20 protein-coding genes are annotated in these 23,249 nt (G+C 60.1%); 2 read left to right on the top strand and 18 right to left on the bottom strand.

Going from position 1 to position 23,249, the window contains the following annotated elements:
• Position 1: 1 nt before the first annotated feature.
• The 17 genes from nuoI to E1K68_RS17010 all read right to left on the bottom strand — a co-directional run bounded on the left by nuoI (position 2) and on the right by E1K68_RS17010 (position 20,565).
• Positions 2–550, bottom strand: coding sequence for an NADH-quinone oxidoreductase subunit NuoI (nuoI, locus tag E1K68_RS17090; RefSeq protein ID WP_003174725.1), 549 nt, complete (start codon positions 548–550; stop codon positions 2–4).
• Between the two features lie 11 nt (positions 551–561).
• Positions 562–1,569, bottom strand: coding sequence for an NADH-quinone oxidoreductase subunit NuoH (nuoH, locus tag E1K68_RS17085; RefSeq protein WP_003192116.1), 1,008 nt, complete (start codon positions 1,567–1,569; stop codon positions 562–564).
• Positions 1,566–4,280, bottom strand: coding sequence for an NADH-quinone oxidoreductase subunit NuoG (gene nuoG, locus E1K68_RS17080; RefSeq protein ID WP_137204372.1), 2,715 nt, complete (start codon positions 4,278–4,280; stop codon positions 1,566–1,568). Before nuoG ends, nuoH begins: the two co-directional genes overlap by 4 nt.
• A gap of 135 nt (positions 4,281–4,415) precedes the next feature.
• Positions 4,416–5,771 carry an NADH-quinone oxidoreductase subunit NuoF gene (gene nuoF, locus E1K68_RS17075; protein WP_034133820.1) on the bottom strand — a complete coding sequence of 452 codons (1,356 nt, stop codon included), beginning with the start codon at positions 5,769–5,771 and terminating at the stop codon, positions 4,416–4,418.
• The gene (gene nuoE, locus E1K68_RS17070; RefSeq protein ID WP_003174721.1) at positions 5,768–6,265 is read right to left on the bottom strand and encodes an NADH-quinone oxidoreductase subunit NuoE; all 498 of its coding nucleotides are present in this window, start codon (positions 6,263–6,265) and stop codon (positions 5,768–5,770) included. The genes nuoF and nuoE overlap by 4 nt, the downstream gene beginning before the upstream one ends.
• 2 nt (positions 6,266–6,267) lie before the next feature.
• Complete coding sequence (gene nuoC, locus E1K68_RS17065; protein ID WP_003192111.1) at positions 6,268–8,052, bottom strand: NADH-quinone oxidoreductase subunit C/D; 1,785 nt, start codon at positions 8,050–8,052, stop codon at positions 6,268–6,270.
• 72 nt (positions 8,053–8,124) lie between these two features.
• Positions 8,125–8,799, bottom strand: coding sequence for an NADH-quinone oxidoreductase subunit B (locus E1K68_RS17060; RefSeq protein ID WP_003174719.1), 675 nt, complete (start codon positions 8,797–8,799; stop codon positions 8,125–8,127).
• 10 nt (positions 8,800–8,809) lie between these two features.
• The gene (locus E1K68_RS17055; protein WP_003192109.1) at positions 8,810–9,223 is read right to left on the bottom strand and encodes an NADH-quinone oxidoreductase subunit A; all 414 of its coding nucleotides are present in this window, start codon (positions 9,221–9,223) and stop codon (positions 8,810–8,812) included.
• 644 nt (positions 9,224–9,867) lie between these two features.
• Positions 9,868–11,193: an isocitrate lyase gene (gene aceA, locus E1K68_RS17050; RefSeq protein ID WP_154744202.1), complete on the bottom strand. Its 1,326-nt coding sequence runs from the start codon at positions 11,191–11,193 to the stop codon at positions 9,868–9,870.
• Between the two features lie 495 nt (positions 11,194–11,688).
• Positions 11,689–12,426 (bottom strand): secretin N-terminal domain-containing protein, encoded by a 738-nt coding sequence (locus E1K68_RS17045; protein WP_212614460.1) that lies wholly within the window; start codon positions 12,424–12,426, stop codon positions 11,689–11,691.
• A 210-nt stretch (positions 12,427–12,636) separates the two neighbouring features.
• Positions 12,637–13,059, bottom strand: coding sequence for a GNAT family N-acetyltransferase (locus E1K68_RS17040; protein ID WP_003192105.1), 423 nt, complete (start codon positions 13,057–13,059; stop codon positions 12,637–12,639).
• Positions 13,052–14,218, bottom strand: coding sequence for a cupin domain-containing protein (locus E1K68_RS17035; RefSeq protein WP_212614459.1), 1,167 nt, complete (start codon positions 14,216–14,218; stop codon positions 13,052–13,054). Before E1K68_RS17035 ends, E1K68_RS17040 begins: the two co-directional genes overlap by 8 nt.
• An 84-nt stretch (positions 14,219–14,302) precedes the next feature.
• Entirely contained in the window at positions 14,303–15,673 is a 1,371-nt protein-coding gene (gene purB, locus E1K68_RS17030) for an adenylosuccinate lyase (protein WP_212614458.1), read from the bottom strand.
• A gap of 125 nt (positions 15,674–15,798) precedes the next feature.
• Entirely contained in the window at positions 15,799–16,422 is a 624-nt protein-coding gene (gene hflD / locus E1K68_RS17025; RefSeq protein ID WP_003192101.1) for a high frequency lysogenization protein HflD, read from the bottom strand.
• The gene (gene mnmA, locus E1K68_RS17020; protein WP_003192100.1) at positions 16,419–17,543 is read right to left on the bottom strand and encodes a tRNA 2-thiouridine(34) synthase MnmA; all 1,125 of its coding nucleotides are present in this window, start codon (positions 17,541–17,543) and stop codon (positions 16,419–16,421) included. The genes hflD and mnmA overlap by 4 nt, the downstream gene beginning before the upstream one ends.
• Positions 17,544–17,602: 59 nt before the next feature.
• Positions 17,603–18,049 (bottom strand): NUDIX hydrolase, encoded by a 447-nt coding sequence (locus E1K68_RS17015; RefSeq protein WP_003192098.1) that lies wholly within the window; start codon positions 18,047–18,049, stop codon positions 17,603–17,605.
• A 290-nt stretch (positions 18,050–18,339) separates the two neighbouring features.
• The gene (locus E1K68_RS17010; RefSeq protein WP_212614457.1) at positions 18,340–20,565 is read right to left on the bottom strand and encodes an NADP-dependent isocitrate dehydrogenase; all 2,226 of its coding nucleotides are present in this window, start codon (positions 20,563–20,565) and stop codon (positions 18,340–18,342) included.
• Positions 20,566–21,048: 483 nt separating this feature from the next.
• Here E1K68_RS17010 and icd point away from each other — a divergent pair, with 483 nt between their 5' ends.
• Positions 21,049–22,305 (top strand): NADP-dependent isocitrate dehydrogenase, encoded by a 1,257-nt coding sequence (icd, locus tag E1K68_RS17005; RefSeq protein WP_034134539.1) that lies wholly within the window; start codon positions 21,049–21,051, stop codon positions 22,303–22,305.
• Positions 22,306–22,380: 75 nt separating this feature from the next.
• Here icd and cspD read toward each other — a convergent pair whose 3' ends face one another.
• Positions 22,381–22,641 (bottom strand): cold shock domain-containing protein CspD, encoded by a 261-nt coding sequence (gene cspD / locus E1K68_RS17000; protein ID WP_003192094.1) that lies wholly within the window; start codon positions 22,639–22,641, stop codon positions 22,381–22,383.
• A gap of 225 nt (positions 22,642–22,866) precedes the next feature.
• Here cspD and clpS point away from each other — a divergent pair, with 225 nt between their 5' ends.
• Positions 22,867–23,232, top strand: a complete 366-nt coding sequence (clpS, locus tag E1K68_RS16995; protein WP_003192092.1) for an ATP-dependent Clp protease adapter ClpS — start codon at positions 22,867–22,869, stop codon at positions 23,230–23,232.
• Positions 23,233–23,249: the final 17 nt, after the last annotated feature.

Genomic DNA, 23,249 nt, shown 5'->3' with positions numbered 1-23,249 from the left:
CTTAAGGCAGCAAGCTCTTCACGTTGATCGGCTCGGCTTCGTTTTGTGCGGCGCCCTTCGGCTTACCGGCAACGGCCATACCTGCAACACGATAGAAGTTGTAATCAGGGTTTTTACCGGGACCAGAGATCAAAAGATCTTCTTTCTCGTACACCAGGTCCTGACGTTTGAACTCGGCCATCTCGAAATCCGGTGTGAGCTGGATCGCGGTGGTCGGGCAAGCTTCCTCGCAGAGGCCGCAGAAAATGCAGCGCGAGAAGTTGATACGGAAGAAGTCCGGGTACCAGCGACCGTCTTCGGTTTCAGCTTTCTGCAGGGAAATGCAACCCACCGGGCACGCCACGGCGCACAGGTTGCAGGCTACGCAACGCTCTTCGCCGTCGGGGTCGCGGGTCAGTACGATGCGGCCGCGATAGCGCGGCGGCAGGTACACCGCTTCTTCGGGGTATTGCAGGGTGTCGCGTTTGCGAAAGCCGTGACCGAACACCATCACCAGGCTTCGCAACTGGGTACCGGTACCCTTAACGATGTCGCCAATATATTTGAACATGGGTCAAATCCTCACTGAACCGCGGCAGCGGGCGTGTTCAACAACACGACGGCAGCCGTCACCAGCAAATTGATCAGGGTCAGCGGCAGGCAGAATCTCCAGCTGAAATCCATCACCTGGTCATAGCGCGGGCGCGGAATCGAGGCGCGCAGCAGGATGAACAGCATGATGAAGAACGCGGTCTTCAAGAAGAACCAGAAGAAGGCCAACTGCGGCAGGATGCCAAACGGACCGTGCCAGCCGCCGAAGAACAGCGTGACCAGCAGGGCCGAGATCAAGATGATGCCGATGTACTCACCAACGAAGAACATGCCCCATTTCATACCGGCATATTCAATGTGGTAACCGTCGGCCAGTTCCTGTTCCGCTTCCGGCTGGTCGAACGGGTGACGGTGAGTCACGGCCACGCCAGCGATGAAGAAAGTACAGAAGCCGAAGAACTGCGGAATGATGAACCACAGGTTCTGCGCCTGGTACTCGACGATATCGCGCATGTTGAACGAGCCAACCTGCACCACGATGCCCATCAGGGCCAGGCCCATGAACACTTCGTAGGACACGGTCTGGGCCGAGGCCCGCAAGCTGCCCAGCAGGGCGAACTTGTTGTTACTGGCCCAACCGGCGAACAGCACGGCATAGACCGACAAACCGGCCATGGCGAAGAAGAACAGCAAGCCGATGTTCAGGTCCGCCACGCCCCAGGTCGGGGTGATCGGGATGATCGCGAAGGCGATCAGCAAGGCGCTCATGGCTACCACCGGTGCCAGGGTGAAGATCACCTTGTCGGCGAACGGCGGGGTCCAGTCTTCCTTGAAGAACATTTTCAGCATGTCGGCCGCGATCTGGAACATGCCGAATGGGCCAACGCGGTTCGGACCGTAACGGTCCTGCCACCAGCCCAGCAGGCGACGTTCGACGAAGCTGAGCAACGCGCCCGCGACGACCACGGCCAACAGGATCACGATGGCCTTGACCACCGAGATGATCACGTCAATTACTTCCGGCGTGAACCAAGTCATTGCGCTGCCTCCTGCAGACCGTCAACGGTTTTGCCGAAAATGGCAGGCGGAATACCGGCGATGCCTTTGGGCAGTGCAACCAGGCCGGCACCCAGCTCGTCATTGATACGCAGCGGCAGACGCAGGGTCTGGCCGGCCACGTTCAGGCTGAGCAGCGCACCGTCGTTGACGCCCAGGCGGTCGGCTTCGGACTTGGCGACAGACACATAGGCGGCAGGAATACGCTCTTGCACCGGCGCGGCCTTGGAAGAAGTTTCTTCGCTGCCGAACAGGTGGAAGAACGGCACGACCTGCCAGGTGCCCGGCGCCGGGTTGAACGGACGCGGTACCGCAGCGAACCAGTTCAGCGAGTCACCGCTGCTTTCGATCAGGCGGGTGCCCGGGTCGCCAGCGCGGATATGACCACCGACTTCGTCCTGGAACTTGTTCCAGGCTTGCGGCGAGTTCCAGCCCGGCGACCAGGCAAACGGCACCTGCTGACGCGGCTCGGCCGAACCCGAATAACCTTCCATGGAGAAGGCAAACGCGGTGTCGTTGTCTTGCGGGGTACGCGGCTCGTGCACGCTGATGTCAGCACGCATGGCGGTACGACCGGAGTAACGCAACGGCTCACGCGCCAGTTTCAGGCCCTTGATGCGGAACGCAGCGGACGGCGCGGCATCGACGATGCGGGCAAGCTGCGGCGCGCTGGCGGCGGTGGCAGCGGTGACGTGGTCGAGCTGGGTCCAGTCGATCGGCTGGTTCAGCAGGGTGGCGCGCAGGGCATGCAGCCAGCGCCAGCCTTCGTGCACCAGGATGCTGGCGTCCATGTACTTCGGATCGAACACCTGGAAGAAGCGCTGGGCGCGGCCTTCCTGGCTGACCAGGGTACCGTCGCCTTCAGCGAAGGTGGCGGCTGGCAGCACCAGGTCGGCGCGGTCGCTGGTGGCGGTCTTCTGATGGTCGGCGACGATCAGCACCTTGGCGGCGTTGAGCGCAGCGTCAACCTTGGCCGCAGCGGTGCGGGTGTACAGGTCGTTTTCCAGTACCACGATGGCGTCGGCGTTGCCGTCGATCACGGCTTGCAGCGCCGCGTCCACGGACTCGCCACCGAGCATGGCCAGGCCCAGACTGTTGGCTTCCGGCACTACCAGGCTGATGGAACCGTTTTTGTCGCGCAGCTTCAGGGCCTTGGCGATGTTGGCAGCGGCTTCGATCAGCGCCTTGGAACCCAACGAGGTACCGGCAATGATCAACGGACGCTTAGCCGCCAGCAGGGCGTCGGCAATGCGCTGGGCCAGTTCGACGGCTTCAGCGTCCAGGCCTTCAACCGCAGGCGCGCTGGCGTCGAGGGCATGGGCCACGGCGAAACCGAGGCGGGCCAGGTCGTCCGGCGCAGCGTGCACGCATTCTTCGGCGATGTCGTCGAGCTTGGTTTCAGCCAGAGAAGCGATAAACAGCGGGTTCAGCGCGTGCTGGCCGATGTTTTTCACGGCGGCGTCGAGCCACGGCTGTACGCGCATGGCGTCGGCCATTTCTTCGGCCTTGCCTTTGACCGATTGACGCAGGGACAGCGCGATACGTGCGGCGGTCTGGGTCAGGTCTTCACCGAGTACGAAGATCGCGTCGTGGTCTTCGATGTCGCGCATGTTCGGCACGGGCAGCGGGCTGTCGTTCAGCACTTGCAGGACCAGGCGAATGCGCTCCAGCTCGCCGGCTTCGATGCCGCTGTAGAAGTGCTCGGCACCTACCAACTCGCGCAAGGCGAAGTTGCTTTCGAGGCTGGCACGTGGTGAACCGATACCGACGATGTTACGGCCGCGCAACAGGTCGGCGGCCTTATCCAGCGCGGCGTCCAGGCTCAGCTTGGCGCCATCGGCCAACAGTGGCTGGCGTGGGCGGTCTTCGCGGTTGACGTAGCCATAGCCGAAACGGCCACGGTCGCACAGGAAGTACTGGTTGACCGAACCGTTGAAGCGGTTTTCGATGCGACGCAGTTCGCCGTAGCGCTCGCCCGGGGAGATGTTGCAACCGCTGGAGCAGCCATGGCAGATGCTCGGTGCAAACTGCATGTCCCACTTACGGTTGTAGCGCTCGGAGTGGGTCTTGTCGGTGAACACACCGGTCGGGCAGACCTCGGTGAGGTTGCCGGAGAACTCGCTCTCCAGCACGCCGTCTTCAACGCGACCGAAGTACACGTTGTCGTGGGCGCCGAACACGCCCAGGTCGGTGCCGCCGGCGTAGTCTTTATAGAAGCGCACGCAGCGGTAGCAGGCGATGCAGCGGTTCATCTCGTGGGAGATGAACGGGCCGAGGTCCTGGTTCTGGTGGGTACGCTTGGTGAAGCGATAACGGCGCTCGTTGTGGCCGGTCATCACCGTCATGTCTTGCAGGTGGCAGTGACCGCCTTCCTCACAGACCGGGCAGTCGTGGGGGTGGTTGGTCATCAGCCATTCGACAACGCTGGCGCGGAATGCCTTGGATTCTTCATCGTCGATGGAGATCCAGGTGTTGTCGGTGGCTGGGGTCATGCAGGACATGACGATACGACCACGGGTGTCGTTCTCGTCGGTGTATTGCTTGACCGCACACTGGCGACAGGCACCGACGCTACCAAGCGCGGGGTGCCAGCAGAAATACGGGATGTCGAGGCCGAGTGACAGACACGCCTGTAACAGGTTGTCCGCCCCATCGACTTCGAGCGCTTTGCCGTCTACGTGGATAGTGGCCATGGTTCAAAGTTCTTCGTTGGCCCGTTGTCAGCGGGCGTGGCTAATGGAATCTTGTTATTCATGTGCATCTACACAGCCTTGAAGGCGTCAGCACATGAGCAGGCGAAGGGCACGGACCCTTCGCCTGTTTAAGCGTTACGCGCCGACTACGATCGGCTTCGCCAGAGGCGGGACGGCGGCGCTGGTGGGCGCGATGCCGGCTTCGAACTCCGAGCGGAAGTATTTGATTGCGCTGCCCAATGGCTCCACGGCGCCCGGTGCGTGAGCACAGAAGGTCTTGCCTGGGCCGAGGAAGCCGACCAGGCCCAGCAGGGTTTCGATGTCACCCTCGCGGCCTTCGCCATTTTCCAGGGCCATCAGCAGCTTGACGCTCCACGGCAGACCGTCGCGGCATGGGGTGCAGAAACCGCACGATTCACGGGCAAAGAACTGCTCCATGTTGCGCAGCAGCGAGACCATGTTCACCGTGTTGTCGACCGCCATCGCCAGGCCAGTACCCATCCGGGTACCCACCTTGCCGATGCCGCCGGCATACATCTGTGCGTCGAGGTGCTCAGGGAGCAGGAAGCCGGTACCGGCGCCGCCTGGCTGCCAGGCTTTCAAGGTGTAGCCGTCGCGCATGCCGCCGGCGTAGTCCTCGAACAGCTCGCGCGCGGTCACGCCGAACGGCAGCTCCCACAGGCCAGGGTTCTTGACCTTGCCGGAGAAGCCCATGAGCTTGGTGCCCATGTCTTCGCTGCCTTCACGGGCCAAGGATTTGTACCAGTCCACGCCGTCGGCGATGATCGCTGGCACATTGCACAGGGTCTCGACGTTGTTCACGCAGGTCGGCTTGCCCCACACGCCCACGGCGGCGGGGAAGGGCGGCTTGGAGCGCGGGTTGGCGCGGCGGCCTTCGAGGGAGTTGATCAGTGCGGTTTCTTCACCGCAGATATAACGCCCGGCGCCGGTGTGCACGAACAGTTCGAAGTCAAAGCCGGAACCGAGGATGTTCTTGCCTAGCAAGCCTGCGGCCTTGGCTTCTTGCACGGCACGGTTGAGGTGCTTGGCGGCGGTGGTGTACTCGCCACGCAGGAAGATGTAGCCACGGTAGGTTTTCAGCGCACGGGCACTGATCAGCATGCCTTCGATCAGCAGATGGGGCAGTTGCTCCATCAGCATGCGGTCTTTCCAGGTGTTGGGCTCCATTTCATCTGCGTTGCACAGCAGGTAGCGGATGTTGATGGATTCGTCTTTGGGCATCAGGCCCCACTTCACGCCAGTGGGGAAGCCCGCACCGCCGCGGCCCTTGAGGCCGGCGTCCTTCACGGTCTGGACGATATCGTCCTGGGCCATGTCGGCGAAGGCTTTGCGCGCAGCCGCGTAGCCGTTCTTGGCCTGGTACTCGTCGAGCCATACCGGCTCGCCGTCGTCACGCAGGCGCCAGGTGAGGGGGTGAGTCTCGGCCGAACGCTTGATCAGGTTGGCCGGGCCGAAGGAAGTCAGGGTCATGGGTAGCCCTCGAGCAATTGGGTGACGCCAGCGGGCTGTACGTCACCGAATGTGTCGTCGTCGATCATCAACGCCGGCGCCTTGTCGCAGTTGCCTAGGCAGCACACCGGCAGCAGCGTGAAGCGGCCGTCCGGGGTGGTCTGGCCGAGGCCGATGCCCAGCTTGTTCTGGATCTCGCTGACCACGGACTCATGGCCGCCGATGTAGCAGACCATGCTGTCGCACACGCGAATGATGTGGCGGCCCACCGGCTGACGGAAGATCTGGCTGTAGAACGTGGCCACGCCTTCAACGTCGCTGGCGGGGATGCCGAGGATCTCGCCGATGGCGTAGAGGGCGCCGTCGGGCACCCAGCCACGTTCCTTCTGGACGATCTTCAGGGCTTCGATAGACGCCGCGCGCGGGTCTTCGTAGTGATGCAGCTCGTGCTCGATGGCCGAGCGCTCGGTTTCACTCAAGGTGAAACGGTCTGTCTGGATAAGCGTGCTGTTCATGCTTAGCGGTCCACGTCGGCCATAACGAAATCGATACTACCCAGGTACGCAATCAAGTCCGCGACCATCTCGCCTTTGATCACCGAAGGGATCTGCTGCAAGTGGGCAAAGCTTGGGGTACGAATCCGGGTGCGGTAGCTCATGGTGCCGCCATCGCTCGTCAGGTAATAACTGTTGATACCCTTGGTCGCTTCGATCATCTGGAAGGATTCGTTGGCCGGCATCACCGGGCCCCACGAAACCTGCAGGAAGTGCGTGATCAGGGTTTCGATGTGCTGCAGCGTGCGCTCTTTGGGCGGCGGCGTGGTCAGCGGGTGATCCGCCTTGTACGGGCCGGCCGGCATGTTGCGCATGCACTGCTCGATGATCTTCAGGCTCTGGCGCATTTCTTCGACGCGCACGATGCAACGGTCGTAGGCATCGCCATTGGCCGCCAGCGGTACTTCGAACTCGAAGTTCTCGTAGCCGGAGTATGGGCGCGCTTTACGCAGGTCGAAGTCGCAACCAGTGGAACGCAGGCCGGCACCGGTGACGCCCCATTCCAGGGCCTCTTTGGTATTGTACTGCGCGACGCCGATGGTGCGGCCTTTGAGGATGCTGTTGTCCAGGGCGGCTTTCTGGTATTCGTCCAGACGCTTGGGCATCCAGTCGATGAATTCCTTGACCAGGCGCTCCCAGCCGTTCGGCAGGTCGTGGGCCACCCCGCCAATGCGGTACCAGGCCGGGTGCAGACGGAAGCCAGTGATGGCTTCGATGACCTTGTACGCGCGCTGACGGTCGGTGAAGGTGAAGAACACCGGGGTCATGGCGCCGACGTCCTGGATATAGGTACCCAGGAACAGCAGGTGGCTGGTGATCCGGAAGAACTCGGCCATCATGATGCGGATGGTGTCGACGCGGTCCGGCACCTTGATACCGGCCAGCTTCTCGACCGAGAGCACGTACGGCAGGTTGTTCATCACGCCGCCGAGGTAGTCGATACGGTCGGTGTACGGGATGAAGCTGTGCCAGGACTGACGCTCGGCCATCTTCTCGGCGCCACGGTGGTGGTAGCCGATGTCCGGGACGCAGTCGACGATTTCTTCGCCGTCCAGTTGCAGGATGATACGGAAAGCACCGTGGGCCGAAGGGTGGTTCGGGCCCAGGTTGAGGAACATGTAGTCCTCGTTAGTACCGGAACGCTTCATGCCCCAGTCTTCGGGGCGGAAGCGCGCGGCTTCTTCTTCCAGTTGCTGCTTGGCCAGGTTGAGGCTGAACGGGTCGAATTCGGTGGCGCGGGCAGGGAAGTCCTTGCGCAGCGGGTGACCTTCCCAGGTCGGCGGCATCATGATGCGCGTCAGGTGCGGGTGGCCGGGGAAGTCGATACCGAACATGTCCCAGACTTCACGCTCGTACCAGCTGGCGTTCGGCCAGATACCGGTCACGGTCGGGATGCTCAGGTCGCTCTCGCTCAGGGCAACCTTGATCATCACGTCGCTGTTACGTTCCAGCGACATCAGGTGGTAGAACACAGTGAAATCGGCGCCGCTCGGCAGGCCCTGGCGCTTGGTGCGCAGACGCTCGTCCACGCCATGCAGGTCATAGAGCATGACGTACGGCTTGGGCAGGTTGCGCAGGAAGGTCAGGACTTCGACGAGCCTGGCACGCGCCACCCACAGCACCGGCATACCGGTGCGTGTGGCCTGGGCGGTGAAGGCGTCAGGGCCAAAACGGTTATTGAGTTCGACAACCACATCCTGGTCGTCTGCCTTATAAGGCGGGATGTACAGAGCACTGCCTGTAGTCATGGTTTTTTATCGCTTTCGGTCAACGTAAAGAATGAAGCCAGGTTTTCGTTCTATAAAAGAAGCGGTGCTGGATCAGACTTCGTCGGGGCTGCGCAGGTTGGTGACTGCGATTCGCTGTTCGCGGCGCTGTTCCTTTTGAGACGGCATCTCGGCGCGATAAACGCCTTGATCACCGACCACCCAGGACAGTGGGCGACGCTCCTTGCCAATCGATTCCTGCAACAGCATCAAGCCTTGCAGGAACGCTTCGGGACGGGGCGGGCAGCCAGGCACGTAGACGTCCACGGGCAGGAACTTGTCCACCCCTTGAACGACCGAGTAGATGTCGTACATGCCACCGGAGTTGGCGCACGAACCCATGGAGATAACCCATTTTGGTTCGAGCATTTGCTCATAGAGACGCTGGATGATCGGCGCCATCTTGATGAAGCAGGTACCGGCGATAACCATGAAATCCGCCTGGCGCGGCGAGGCCCGGATCACTTCGGCGCCAAAGCGCGCGATGTCGTGGGGCGCCGTGAAGGCGGTGGTCATTTCCACGTAGCAGCACGAAAGGCCGAAGTTGTACGGCCACAGGGAGTTTTTACGCCCCCAGTTGACCGCGCCACTCAGCACGTCTTCCAGCTTGCCCATGTAGATGTTTTTGTGGACTTGGTCTTCTAACGGGTCGGAAACGGTTTCCCGTTCGCCGATGGGGTACTGCTCGTTAGGAGCATCCGGGTCGATCCTGGTGAGATTGTATTGCATTGCCAAAGCCTCATTGTTTCAGCTTCGCTTGCCGCTTGCGACGAGCTTCCGGAGCCCAGTCAAGGGCGCCCACTCGGAACAGGTAGACAAGACCTGCCAACAGAATTGCTATGAAAACGAGAGCTTCGACGAATCCGGTCCAGCCGCTTTCGCGGACGGACACAGACCATGCAAAGAGAAAGAGGGCTTCGATATCGAAGATCACGAACAACATCGCGACCAGATAGAATTTGGCTGAGAGCCGCAAGCGGGCGCCACCTGTAGGCAGCATGCCGGATTCGAACGGTTCGTTTTTGCTGCGGCCCCAGGCTTTTGACCCGAGGAGGCTGGACACGCCGAGCATGAAGGCGCAAAGGCCTACAACACCGAGGAGGAAAATGGCAAAGCCCCAGTTGTGGGCCATGAGTCCTGTCGCGTCGGTCATGCTGGAAATCCTTAACAGAGAGCAAAGGTCTCTGAGCTCGAAAAAGTAACGATGCAGTGACGATATGTCGCACTGCAATCAATCGCGGTGATTTTATGGCTAAACACCGGGCAAGTAAAATTCCCAGGGCGAAATTATTCGGTGGAATAAGCACATAGTGCACCTTCTTGGGGCTGTAGCCCTTGTGGTGTGGGCATTAGCGGGCTTTTCATCAAATATGTTTTGTTTAAGATGTAACGAAGTTTTCAAGCGCCAAATGATAATGAATATTGTTTGCGCAGAGGTTTAAGCGAGTGTTTCTCATGTGGCGCGGGAAGTTAGCGTTACTTGCTTGAGTGCTGCTTAGTTGCTGCAACGGCTCTTTTACCCGATTGGGCCTGTGCGGATACCGCTCTGGATCAATGTTTTTAGCAAAAAACTATGGATAGGGCGCGGTCAATGTGGGAGCTGGCTTGCCTGCGATAGCAGCGAATCAGCTGAAACACCTGCCTCTGACCCACCGCCATCGCAGGCAAGCCAGCTCCCACCATTGATTTTCGGTGATTCCTAGGCAAAAAAAACGCCCCGAACCAGTCGGGGCGTGATTGTTGCGCGGCACTGCGGTTAGGTCTTCCGTGGGGCCGCAGTGGCCGTGTACGCGGTACTTAGTGGAACTGCTCTTCTTCGGTCGAGCCGGTCAGCGCGGTCACGGACGAGGAGCCGCCCTGGATTACGGTGGTCATGTCGTCGAAGTAGCCGGTGCCCACTTCCTGCTGGTGCGCCACGAAGGTGTAGCCTTTGGCGGCGTCAGCGAATTCCTGCTCCTGCAGCTTCACGTAGGCAGTCATGTCGTTGCGGGCGTAGTCGTGCGCCAGGTTGAACATGCTGTGCCACATGTTGTGGATACCGGCCAGGGTGATGAACTGGTGCTTGTAGCCCATGGCCGACAGCTCACGCTGGAACTTGGCGATGGTCGCGTCGTCCAGGTTCTTCTTCCAGTTGAAGGAAGGCGAGCAGTTGTAGGACAGCAGTTGGTCCGGGTATTCCTTCTTGATCGCTTCGGCAAAGCGGCGTGCTTCGTCCAGGTCCGGCTTGGCGGTTTCGCACCAGATCAGGTCGGCGTACGGCGCGTAGGCCAGGCCACGGGCGATAGCCTGGTCGAGGCCGGCGCGCACTTTGTAGAAGCCTTCCTGGGTGCGTTCGCCGGTGACGAACGGCTGGTCGTACGGGTCGCAGTCCGAGGTCAGCAGGTCTGCTGCGTTGGCGTCGGTACGGGCCAGGATGATGGTCGGCGTACCGGCCACGTCAGCGGCCAGGCGAGCGGCGGTCAGCTTCTGTACGGCTTCCTGGGTCGGTACCAGTACCTTGCCGCCCATGTGGCCGCATTTTTTCACCGAGGCCAACTGGTCTTCGAAGTGCACGCCGGCAGCGCCTGCCTCGATCATGCTTTTCATCAGTTCGTAGGCGTTGAGTACGCCGCCGAAACCGGCTTCGGCGTCGGCCACGATTGGCGCGAAGTAGTCGATGTAGCCTTCATCGCCTGGGTTCTTGCCGGCTTTCCACTGGATCTGGTCGGCACGACGGAACGAGTTGTTGATGCGCTTGACCACGGTTGGCACCGAGTCCACCGGGTACAGCGATTGGTCGGGGTACATGGATTCAGCGGAGTTGTTGTCCGCTGCCACTTGCCAGCCGGACAGGTAGATCGCCTGGATACCGGCTTTTACCTGCTGGACTGCCTGGCCGCCAGTGAGGGCGCCCATGCAGTTGACGAAATCTTTGTCGGGACGGAAGGACGGCTTGGCGCCTTGGGTGACCAGGTTCCACAGCTTCTCGGCGCCGAGTTTTGCAAAGGTGTGCTCAGGTTGAACCGAGCCACGCAGGCGGACGACGTCAGCAGCGGAATAAGCGCGGGTTACGCCTTTCCAGCGTGGGTTTTCAGCCCAGTCTTTTTCAAGGGCTGCAATTTGCTGTTCGCGTGTCAGTGCCATGGGGAAAAACCTCGTCGCGTCTTGTTTGAAGTATCCGTTTGCCAGCCCGGCATTCGTTGCCTGGGTAGGGTTGCTCGCTGACCAGAAGCTTTGGTGTTCAAGTCAAATCTGACGGAGGTAGGCGACGGGATGAACGATGGGGCTCAAAGGGGGGAGTTGAGCAGGTAAGGGCAAACTGCGAACGGTCTTCGGGCGTCGTGGGCCTTGGTACGATCCATCAGTGTGTAGCCGGGTTACCTGGTTAGCTTCCGTCCCTCGGGACAACTTCGTTCCAGTCGCAACCAACGTCAAACACACCTTGTGGGCGGTACAGACACGAATCGGCTCAGGTGGGTAGCTTAGAGCAGCGATCCGAAGGCCCTTGCCAGGGCCCCTGATTAGCGGGAGCGAGGCCATCATGCCCATGCTTTTTTGGCTCGTCAAATGTTTTGTAGTGCTTTTTTTCAAGCACTACATCTTTAGTCTAATGCGACTTGCCAGTCAGTTTTCGGTGCTTCAGTTCAGGGTGTCGACCTTGACCCGTAAAGTCAGGTCATCGCGGCCCTGAGTAGAGTAGCTGCGGGTTGTAGAGGATTTGTCCGCCTGGGTTTCGCGATTGATGCCGGCCAGGGGGATCCATTCGCCCAGGCGGCCGCTGACAGTTGTGTCGGTGCTTTTCACGTTCACTACATCGGGACGTTCCTGGCTCATGCGGTCACGGTTGGTACTGATGGCCAGGTGTACGGTTTCGCCAGTGACGCTGGCGGTCACGTAAAAGCCCTGGGTGACGTTGCGATACTGGGTCTGGTTTTGCAGACGGCCATAGCTGTCCTGTTGCGTGGTGGTCAGCGGTACGCTCTGGCCGACCTGGATCAGCGCAGGCACGCCTTCGCTGGCCTGGATCTGCTGCACGCCACCGTCGCGGCTGGCAGTGCCGTAGCTGATGATGCGGGTCTGGCTGTCACCGCTGTTCTGCTGGTTGTTCTCGTTGGTATCGACGGTGATCAGCAGGCGTTTGGCCGGTGTATCCAATTGGCCGAGCAGTGCGCGCAAGCCCTCGATCTTGGCGGGCTCAGCGTTAACGATAAGTTGGTTGCCGTAGGCGCTGACGGTGCCGTCCTTGCCGATGAAGTTCTGCGCCACGGGCAGCAGGTCGGCGCTGGTGCGGTTGTTCAGGTTGACGACTTCAGTGGCGGCCATGGCGCAAGCGCTGACGGTCATCAGAAGGGCGGTGAGCAGGGTGCGTAGGGACATGTCCGTTATCTCTGCGAGTCATTTGCTTGATAGTGCCAGTTTGTCGGCCTGGCAGGGTGCAAGTTGAATCGTAGACGGCAAAATGCCCTGGCAGGCAGGGCATTCAGGGTGTTGCTGAAATAGCTATCGCAGGCAAGCCAGCTCCCACACTTGGAATGCAGTCAAATGTGGGAGCTGGCTTGCCTGCGATAAAGGCGGCGCGGTCTCGAATTAGCCCTCGCGCACCATATCCACATGCGGAATCCCGACTTCAAGAAACTCATCGCTGACGATCTTGAAACCCAGCCGCTCATAGAACGGCGCCGCATACACCTGCGCACTCAGGAACTGCCGGGTCTGGCCGCGTTTCACAGCCTCGCCAATCACGGCTTCCATCAGCTTGTCGCCGACTTTCAGCCCGCGCCAATCCTTGAGCACCGACACGCGACCAATCTCGCCGCTGGGCAGCAGTCGAGCAGTGCCAATCGGGAAGTCGCCTTCGTATGCAAGAAAATGCATGGCGCCGGCATCGTCCGCGTCCCACTCCAGTTCAGGCGGAACCGATTGTTCGGCGATAAATACCGCTTCACGAATGCGCCGAATCTCGTCGATATCCTTTCGCCAGTCCGCGACACTTACGTGAATTTTATTCATCCGCGAACCCCAGGCTGCCTTGCTTGACCAGTTCGCACAGCAGGTCGCGACCGTCTTCGTCGGCCAGCCACTCGCCCAGGTTTTCGCTGTGCAGTGCATCCGCCGAGCACACCAGCTTCAACAGTTCACGCAGTTTGCCCGGCAGGTAACGGCTCTGGCCGCTGGCGAACAGCAGGACGTCGTCGTCCACTTCGGACCAGGCCAGGCGCGCGCTCGGGTTGCGCACCAGGATCGCGCCGTCTTGCAGGCTGTTGATGAAGTCTTCTTCGCCCAACTCTTCGCCGGCTACCAGCTCCGGGTAGCGTGGTTCGGTCATGAACTGGCCGAACCAGGTCAGCAGCATGCGCTCATCGCTCATGTGCTCGGCGAGCAGGTCCTTGAGGCGGTCCAGTGCGTCGCCCTGAATCTGGTGCGGGTCGCTGACCGGCTGGGCGTCGGCGTCGGTGTAGCGTTCTTCGTCGGTCAGGTACTGGCTGAGGAAGTCGGTGAAGTGGGTCAGCACTTCGGCGGCGCTCGGTGCACGGAAACCGACGGAATAGGTCATGCAGTCGTCTTCGGCAATACCGAAATGGGCCAGGCGCGGCGGCAGGTAGAGCATGTCGCCCGGTTCCAGTACCCATTCGGCGCTTTCTTCGAATTCGGCGAGGATGCGCAGGTCGGCGTGTTGCAGCAACGGGCTTTCGGAATTGCACATCTGGCCGATCTTCCAGTTGCGCTTGCCCTGGGCTTGCAGCAGGAACACATCGTAGTTATCGAAATGCGGACCGACGCTGCCACCCGGCGCGGCGAAGCTGATCATCACATCATCGATACGCCAGCTCGGCAGGAAGCGGAAGTGCTCCAACAGCTCAGCCACTTCCGGCACGAACTGGTCGACCGCCTGCACCAGCAGGGTCCACTCACGCTCGGGCAGGGTGCTGAAAGCGTCTTCGGCGAACGGGCCGCGGCGCAGTTCCCACGGGCGCTCGCCGTGTTCGATCACCAGGCGCGACTCGACTTCCTCTTCCAGGGCCAGGCCTGCCAGTTCGTCGGCATCGATCGGGCTTTCGAAGTCAGGGAGGGCCTGGCGGATCAGCAGCGGTTTTTTCTGCCAGTAGTCGCGCAGGAATTCCCGTGCCGTGATGCCGCCCAGAAGTTGAAGAGGGATATCAGGATTCATGTGTAACCTATTGAAAAAAAGCACTTTTAAGACAGGAATAAAAACGCCCGGCGCGGCCGGGCGTCTCAAAGGAGCTTGCTTGGATCAGATGCGCTTGGCTTGCTCTACAGCGTTGCCGATGTAGTTGGCCGGGGTGAGCAGTTTCAGCTCGGCCTTGGCCGCGGCTGGCATGTCCAGGCCGTCGATGAAAGTTTGCAGCGCTTCGGGGCTGATGCCCTTGCCGCGCGTCAATTCTTTCAGCTTCTCGTAGGGGTTTTCGATGTTGTAGCGGCGCATCACGGTCTGGATCGGCTCGGCCAGTACTTCCCAGCACGCGTCCAGGTCAGCGGCAATCTTCTGCTCGTTGAGCTCCAGCTTGCTGATGCCTTTGAGGCTGGCTTCGTATGCGATCACGCTGTGGGCAAAGCCGACACCGAGGTTGCGCAGTACAGTGGAGTCGGTCAGGTCGCGCTGCCAGCGGGAGATCGGCAACTTGCTGGCCAGGTGCTGGAACAGGGCGTTGGCAATACCCAGGTTGCCTTCGGAGTTTTCGAAGTCGATCGGGTTGACCTTGTGCGGCATGGTCGACGAACCGATTTCGCCGGCAATGGTGCGCTGCTTGAAGTAGCCCAGGGAGATGTAGCCCCAGATATCGCGATCGAAATCGATCAGGATGGTGTTGAAGCGTGCAATCGCGTCGAACAGCTCGGCGATGTAGTCGTGCGGTTCGATCTGCGTGGTGTAGGGGTTGAAACCCAGGCCCAGCTCGTCTTCGATGAAGGCGCGGGCGTTGGCTTCCCAGTCGATCTCAGGGTAGGCCGACAGGTGGGCGTTGTAGTTGCCTACGGCACCGTTGATCTTGCCCAGCAATGGCACGGCGGCGACTTGGGCGATCTGGCGCTCCAGGCGGTACACAACGTTGGCCAGTTCTTTGCCCAGGGTAGTTGGCGAGGCCGGCTGGCCGTGGGTGCGCGACAGCATCGGCACGGCAGCGAAACGGATCGCCAGCTCGCGGATGGCTTCGGCAGTCTGGCGCATCAGCGGCAACATCACGTCATCACGGCCTTCGCGCAGCATCAGGGCGTGGGACAGGTTGTTGATGTCCTCGCTGGTGCAGGCAAAGTGGATGAACTCGCTGACCTTGGCCAGTTCCGGCAGTTGGGCCGCTTGCTCTTTGAGCAGGTATTCGATGGCTTTGACGTCGTGGTTGGTGGTGCGCTCGATCTCTTTCACACGCTCGGCGTGCTCCAGGGAGAAGTTTTCCGCCAGGGTGTTCAATACAGCGTTGGCCTCGGCGGAAAACGCCGGCACTTCGCTGATGGCGCGGTGACTGGCCAGGCGCTGGAGCCAGCGCACTTCAACCAGGACACGGGCACGGATCAGGCCGTACTCGCTGAAAATAGGGCGCAGGGCCTGGGTTTTGCCGGCGTAGCGGCCGTCAACAGGGGAAACCGCAGTGAGCGAAGAGAGCTGCATGGGGTGTTCTCGGACAGTCGGGCAACGAAATGGGGCGCGTATCATACATGAAAAAATCCGCCGGTCCGTCGCCAACTGACCGGCGTATTACGCGTAATGGCTTGAAAACAGCCTGTTGGTGCGACTTATTCGTTGCGCATCAACGGGTAAAGCTCTTTGAGCAATTTGCGCCGGCTGATCACCAACTGCCAGCGATGACCGCCCAGCTGGCGCCACAAGCGTGCCGAACGAATACCGGCCAGCAGCAATGCGCGGATTTTCGACGCGTTGTTGGGTTGTTGCAGGTTGCGCATATCGCCGTGCACCTGGATGCGCTGGCGCAGGGTGCTCAAGGTGTCCTGGTACAGCGCACCACAGGCTGCGATCACGTTTTCGTGGGCCGGGCCGAAGTGTTCTACCTGGGACTGGATCTGCGGCAGGCGCTTGCCGATGGTGTCCAGCAGGTCGTCGCGCTTGGCCAGTTGGCGCTCAAGGCCAAGCATCGACAGGGCATAGCGCAACGGTTCGCGCTGCAAGGTGCTGGGGTCGCGCTCCAGGGCGCCGATCAGGGCGCGATAGCCTTCACGCAGCGCCAGGTCGTCGCCGCCGTAAACCTCAAGGGTGTCCTTGGGATCGCGGATCAGCAGGCTACCGAGCATGCAGGTCAGGCCGGCTTCAGTGACTTGGCCGGTCTTGGCGATCTTGTCCACCAGTACCGCAGCGAGAAACACACCGCCAAGGGCTGTCAACTGCTCCTGGGTCGGGCTCATGCCGGGTTGCTCCAGGCTTGCGCAACTTCAATCACGCCGCCGCCCAGGCAGATTTCGCCGTCATAGAACACCACGGACTGGCCAGGGGTGACCGCGCGTTGCGGGTCATCGAAGATGGCGCGGTAACCGGTGGCGGTCTTTTCCAGGGTGCAGGGCTGGTCGCTCTGGCGATAACGAACTTTGGCGGTCAGGCGGCGCGGGGTGCTCAAGTCGATCGGGTTGACCCAATAGATCTCGGAAGCGAGCAGGGCGCCGGAGAACAGCAGCGGGTGCTCATTGCCTTGGCCGACCACCAGCACGTTGTTTTCCAGGTCTTTGACCAGCACGTACCACGGCTCTTCACCTGCGTCCTTCAGGCCGCCAATGCCCAGGCCCTGACGCTGGCCGATGGTGTGGTACATCAGGCCGTGGTGACGGCCGATCACTTCACCGTCGGTAGTCTTGATCTCGCCCGGTTGCGCGGGCAGGTATTGCTTGAGGAAGTCGCTGAAACGCCGCTCGCCGATAAAGCAGATACCGGTGGAATCTTTCTTCTTGGCGGTGGCCAGGCCGTGCTTCTCGGCGATCTTGCGCACTTCGGGCTTTTCCAGCTCGCCGACCGGGAACAGCGTCTTGGCGATCTGTTCACCGCCGACGGCATGCAGGAAGTAGCTCTGGTCCTTGTTCGGGTCCAGGCCCTTGAGCAATTCGGTGCGGCCATCGATATCGCGACGGCGCACGTAGTGGCCGGTAGCTATCAGGTCGGCGCCGAGCATCATGGCGTAGTCGAGGAAGGCCTTAAACTTGATTTCGCGGTTGCACAGGATATCCGGGTTCGGCGTGCGGCCGGCCTTGTATTCGGCCAGGAAGTGCTCGAACACGTTGTCCCAGTACTCGGCGGCGAAGTTGGCGGTGTGCAGCTTGATGCCGATCTTGTCGCACACGGCCTGGGCGTCGGCCAGGTCGTCCATGGCGGTGCAGTATTCCGTTCCATCGTCTTCTTCCCAGTTCTTCATGAACAGGCCTTCCACCTCATAACCCTGCTCCATGAGCAGAACGGCGGAAACGGAAGAGTCCACGCCGCCGGACATGCCGACGATGACGCGCTTCTTTTGTGTGTCAGAAGGGGCTGGATCACGCATAGGGTTTCAACGGGTGTCTTGAAAAAGGACGCGATTCTAGCAGGCCTGGGCCCGCAAGGCTAAAGAGAAGGGCGGATCAATTCGAGACTGTGGCGCTGGCCGGCCAGGTAATCATCGATGCAGCGGATAATCAGCTCGCTGCGCCAGTCGTCGCGCACCGCCATCAGCTCGTCACGGGTCAACCAGCGGGCGCGCAGGATGCCTTCGTCGAGTTGGTACTCCGGGTGGTGTCTCAGGGCCTTGGCGACAAAGCAGACCCGTTGATAGGTCACGCCATTGCTGGGTGCGGTGTACAGGTAGATGCCGACGATGCCGGTGGCTTCCACGTCCCAGCCGGTTTCTTCCAGCGTCTCGCGCACGGCGGCTTCGGTCAGGGTTTCGTTCGGGTCCAGGTGGCCGGCGGGCTGATTGAGCACGGCGCGGCCGCCCTTGAGTTCTTCGACCATCAGGAACTTGCCGTTGTCTTCGACGATGGTGGCGACGGTGATGTGGGGGAGCCAGGTCATTGCGAACCTCGGTATCTGGAAGGTGACTCGGTCAATGTGGGAGCTGGCTTGCCTTAATGCCAGTCAATTAAGGCTTTTTTGTAGGAGCGAGCTTGCTCGCGAAAAACGTCAACGATAACGCGTGCTTGCTGAATGAACGCGGCGCCTTTGAGTTTTTCGTGAGCAAGCTCGCTCCTACAGACTGCAATCGCAGGCAAGCCAGCTCCCACATTGGATTGGGTTTCTTCAATGAAGTCCCTACAAGCAGAAACCCCGGCACTTGGCCGGGGCTTCTTTGCATCCTTACAACCTTACTTCAACTTGGCAATCGCCGCATTGAGGGTGTTGCTTGGGCGCATGGCTTTGCTGGTCAGCTCTGGGTTCGGCGCGTAGTAGCCGCCGATGTCCACTGGCTTGCCCTGTACGGCGTTGAGTTCGGCAACGATGGTTGCTTCGTTCTCGGCCAGGGTTTTGGCCAATTCGCCAAACTGCGCTTGCAGTGCAGTGTCTTCGGTCTGGGCGGCCAGGGCTTGTGCCCAGTACAGCGCCAGGTAGAAGTGGCTGCCGCGGTTGTCGATGTTGCCGACTTTGCGCGATGGCGACTTGTTGTTGTCCAGGAACTGGCCGGTAGCCTGGTCCAGGGTCTTGGACAGTACCAGGGCTTTCGGGTTGTTGTATGTCACACCCAAGTGCTCAAGGGACGCGGCCAGGGCCAGGAACTCGCCCAAAGAATCCCAGCGCAGGAAGTTTTCTTCCAGCAGTTGCTGCACGTGCTTTGGAGCCGAGCCGCCAGCGCCGGTTTCGAACAGGCCGCCACCGTTCATCAGCGGCACGATCGACAGCATCTTGGCGCTGGTGCCCAGTTCCATGATCGGGAACAGGTCGGTCAGGTAGTCGCGCAGTACGTTACCGGTCACCGAGATGGTGTCCAGGCCCTTGCGGGTGCGCTCCAGGGTGAACTTCATCGCATCGACCGGGGCCATGATGCGGATGTCCAGGCCTTCGGTGTTGTGGTCTTTGAGGTAAGCCTGAACTTTCTCGACGACTACACCATCGTGGGCGCGCTTAGGGTCCAGCCAGAAGATGGCCGGGGTGTTGCTGGCGCGAGCACGGTTGACGGCGAGCTTGACCCAGTCTTGGATCGGCGCGTCTTTGGTCTGGCACATGCGGAAGATGTCGCCAGCTTCGACGTTCTGTTCCATCAGCAGGTTGCCCTGGCTGTCGGTGACGCGGACAACGCCGTCAGCCTTGATCTGGAAGGTCTTGTCGTGGGAGCCGTACTCTTCGGCTTTCTTGGCCATCAGGCCAACGTTTGGCACGCTGCCCATGGTGGTTGGGTCGAAGGCGCCATTGGCCTTGCAGTCTTCGATGACCGCCTGGTAGATGGTGGCGTAGCAGCGATCCGGGATCACGGCCTTGGTGTCGTGCAACTGGCCGTCGGTGCCCCACATCTTGCCGGAGTCGCGGATCATTGCTGGCATCGAGGCGTCGACGATCACGTCGCTCGGCACGTGCAGGTTGGTGATGCCTTTGTCGGAGTTGACCATCGCCAGGGCAGGGCGCGCGGCGTAGACCGCCTGGATGTCGGCTTCGATCTGCGCTTGCTGGTCGGCCGGCAGGGCCTTGATGCGGGCGTACAGGTCGCCGATGCCGTTGTTCAGGTTGAAGCCGATCTGCTCCAGCACGGTGGCGTGCTTGGCCAGGGCGTCTTTATAGAACTCGGCAACGATCTGGCCGAACATGATCGGGTCGGAGACCTTCATCATGGTGGCTTTCAAGTGGACCGACAGCAGCACGCCTTGCTTCTTGGCGTCTTCGATTTCAGCGGCGATGAAGCTGCGCAGGGCTTTTTTGCTCAGCACGGCGGTGTCGATGATTTCGCCGGCCTGTACGTTGGTCTTTTCCTTCAGGACGGCGGTGGTGCCGTCCTTTGCGACCAGCGCAATTTTGACAGCGTCAGCGGCTTCGATCTGCACGGCTTTTTCGCTGCCGTAGAAGTCGCCGTTGTTCATGTGGGCAATGTGCGACTTGGAGTCGGCAGCCCAGGCGCCCATCTTGTGCGGGTGCTTGCGTGCGTAGTTCTTGACCGACAGCGGTGCGCGACGGTCGGAGTTGCCTTCGCGCAGGACCGGGTTCACGGCGCTGCCCTTGACCTTGTCGTAACGTGCACGGGTTTCTTTTTCCGCGTCGGTGGTTACGGTTTCAGGGTAGTCCGGCAGGGCGTAGCCCTGGGCCTGCAGTTCCTTGATCGCGGCTTGCAGCTGCGGGGTCGAGGCGCTGATGTTGGGAAGCTTGATGATGTTGGCTTCAGGCGTAACGGCCAAGTCGCCCAGTTCGGCGAGGTGGTCCGGGATGGCCTTGGTGCCCAGTTGCTCGGGGAAGCTTGCGAGGATGCGCCCGGCGAGGGAAATGTCGCGGGTTTCCACGGCAATATCAGCGGAAGCGGTGAAGGCCTCTACGATAGGCAGCAGTGAATAGGTGGCGAGGGCTGGGGCTTCGTCGGTGAAGGTGTAGATGATCTTCGAGCGGGTGGGCATATTCGGATTAACTCTCTTCTTTGCTGAAAGCGTGCGCAGAAACTCGAGATGCGCCGGGTAGAGCGCGTTCGTTCAAAGTCATCCATGAGCGAAATGTCGAGGTTTCTTCGCGGTGATGTTGGTTTGCATCAGTCGAGCGTCAAGCGGGTGGGCTATGGTAATAGTCCGGCTTTCTGGCGAAAGGCTACGTTCTAGAGCGGTCCGCCGTCGTGACTCTTTGGTCAGCGGCGGCATTATACATAGGTCGCTATGCTTACGCTGAGCCTTCATGAAAAAGGAGGCTCGTCCATTGGTCTAAAGGTCGCAGGCGCACGGGGTGGTGGGATGTGCTCAAAATTGGCGCTTTTCCCTTTGCTTTCAGGCTTGTAGGCCACCAAATATGCTGTTTTCGATGCAAATGAGCATGGCGTGAGGTTTCAGTCGCCATTTATCTGGAGTAGGCTCGAACGCAGCCAGATGTTCAATCCATAGATGGAGTTCAGCATGGGATACAAGAAGATTCAGGTTCCGGCAGTCGGCGACAAAATCACCGTCAATGCAGACCATTCTCTCAATGTTCCTGACCAACCGATCATCCCCTACATCGAAGGTGACGGTATTGGCGTCGACATCAGCCCGGTGATGATCAAGGTGGTCGACGCCGCTGTTGAAAAGGCTTACGGCGGCAAGCGCAAAATCTCCTGGATGGAGGTGTACGCTGGCGAAAAGGCCACGCAAGTCTACGACCAGGATACGTGGCTGCCCCAGGAAACCCTGGAGGCGGTCAAGGATTACGTGGTGTCCATCAAGGGCCCCCTGACCACGCCGGTCGGCGGCGGCATCCGCTCGCTGAACGTGGCCCTGCGCCAGCAACTCGACCTGTATGTGTGCCTGCGCCCGGTGCGCTGGTTCGAAGGCGTGCCCAGCCCGGTGAAAAAGCCTGGCGACGTGGACATGACCATCTTCCGTGAGAACTCCGAGGATATTTACGCCGGCATCGAGTGGAAGGCCGGTTCGCCGGAGGCGATCAAGGTGATCAAGTTCCTCAAGGAAGAAATGGGCGTTACCAAGATCCGTTTCGACCAGGATTGCGGGATTGGCGTAAAGCCGGTCTCCAAAGAGGGCACCAAGCGCCTGGCGCGCAAGGCCTTGCAGTATGTGGTGGATAACGACCGCGACTCGCTGACCATCGTGCACAAAGGCAACATCATGAAGTTCACCGAAGGGGCCTTCAAGGAGTGGGCCTACGAGGTGGCGGCTGAAGAGTTCGGCGCGACCCTGCTCGATGGCGGGCCGTGGATGCAGTTCAAGAACCCCAAGACCGGCAAGAATGTGGTGGTCAAGGATGCCATTGCCGACGCCATGCTCCAGCAGATCCTGCTGCGCCCGGCCGAGTATGACGTGATCGCCACGCTTAACCTCAATGGTGACTACCTGTCCGATGCCTTGGCGGCGGAAGTGGGCGGCATCGGTATTGCACCGGGGGCCAACCTGTCGGACACCGTTGCAATGTTTGAAGCCACCCATGGTACTGCGCCTAAATATGCAGGCAAGGATCAGGTCAACCCAGGGTCATTGATCCTGTCGGCAGAAATGATGCTGCGGCATATGGGCTGGGTCGAGGCGGCGGATCTGATCATCAAGGGCACCAACGGCGCGATTTCGGCCAAGACCGTGACCTATGACTTCGAGCGTCTGATGGATGGCGCTACGTTGGTGTCGTCGTCGGGATTTGGTGATGCGTTGATCAAGCATATGTAAACAGGCAGAGAAAACCGGCCGCACTGATGAATCGGGGCGGCCGGTTTGCTTTGAGTGCTTAATTTCAGTGGCTGGTCAGGCACGTTGCTTCTCTGATTTTTCTACCTTTGTTTCTTTCACGCCTGCAGTGGCAGGCGCATCAACAATATTTACGGCATGCATGCCTTTTGGCCCTTGAATGATTTCAAAGTTGACACGCTGACCCGCTTTCAACGTTTTGTAGCCTTCCATCTGGATCGCTGAGAAATGCGCAAAAAGGTCCTCAGTCTTGCCGTCTTCAATGACGAAGCCGAAACCTTTGGCATTATTGAACCATTTGACCTTACCACTAGCCATTCCCATATCCCTCTGCACCAGACTCCATCACTGGAGTATCATCCTGTCTATCCGTCCTAACCCGAATAAATAAGGTTGACTGCGCGGACCTTTTTTACCCACTGTGGGTTCTATTGGTTGTAACACCGTTTCGCCGATAGTCAAGGCGACCAGGCGGTCAGAGTTGAAATTCTGACAGGTCGCCCCCACCACTGTAATTGAACCACTGACGAACCTTTCTTTCCCATGCATGCAAACAGCCAGATTCGACTAACATTCAATCAGGATCGCCCGGATCAGGAACATGACGACGGTTCTGCAGGCATTGCTGTTCAAGAGGCGAAGCCTGCTTTACAGGCGCCGCCGATGTACAAGGTGGTTTTGTTTAATGATGACTACACACCGATGGATTTCGTCGTCGAAGTGCTCGAGGTGTTTTTCAACCTGAACCGCGAGTTGGCGACCAAGGTAATGCTGGCCGTTCACACAGAAGGACGGGCAGTATGTGGAGTGTTTACCCGCGACATAGCCGAGACAAAGGCCATGCAGGTCAACCAGTACGCCAGGGAAAGCCAGCATCCGCTACTCTGTGAAATCGAGAAGGACGGTTAACGCCGACCACTTGGGTA

The organism is Pseudomonas sp. B2021 (assembly GCF_018135665.1).
In the GTDB taxonomy this organism is placed as follows: domain Bacteria; phylum Pseudomonadota; class Gammaproteobacteria; order Pseudomonadales; family Pseudomonadaceae; genus Aquipseudomonas; species Aquipseudomonas lactis.
This window is presented reverse-complemented; position numbering and strand designations above follow the sequence as displayed.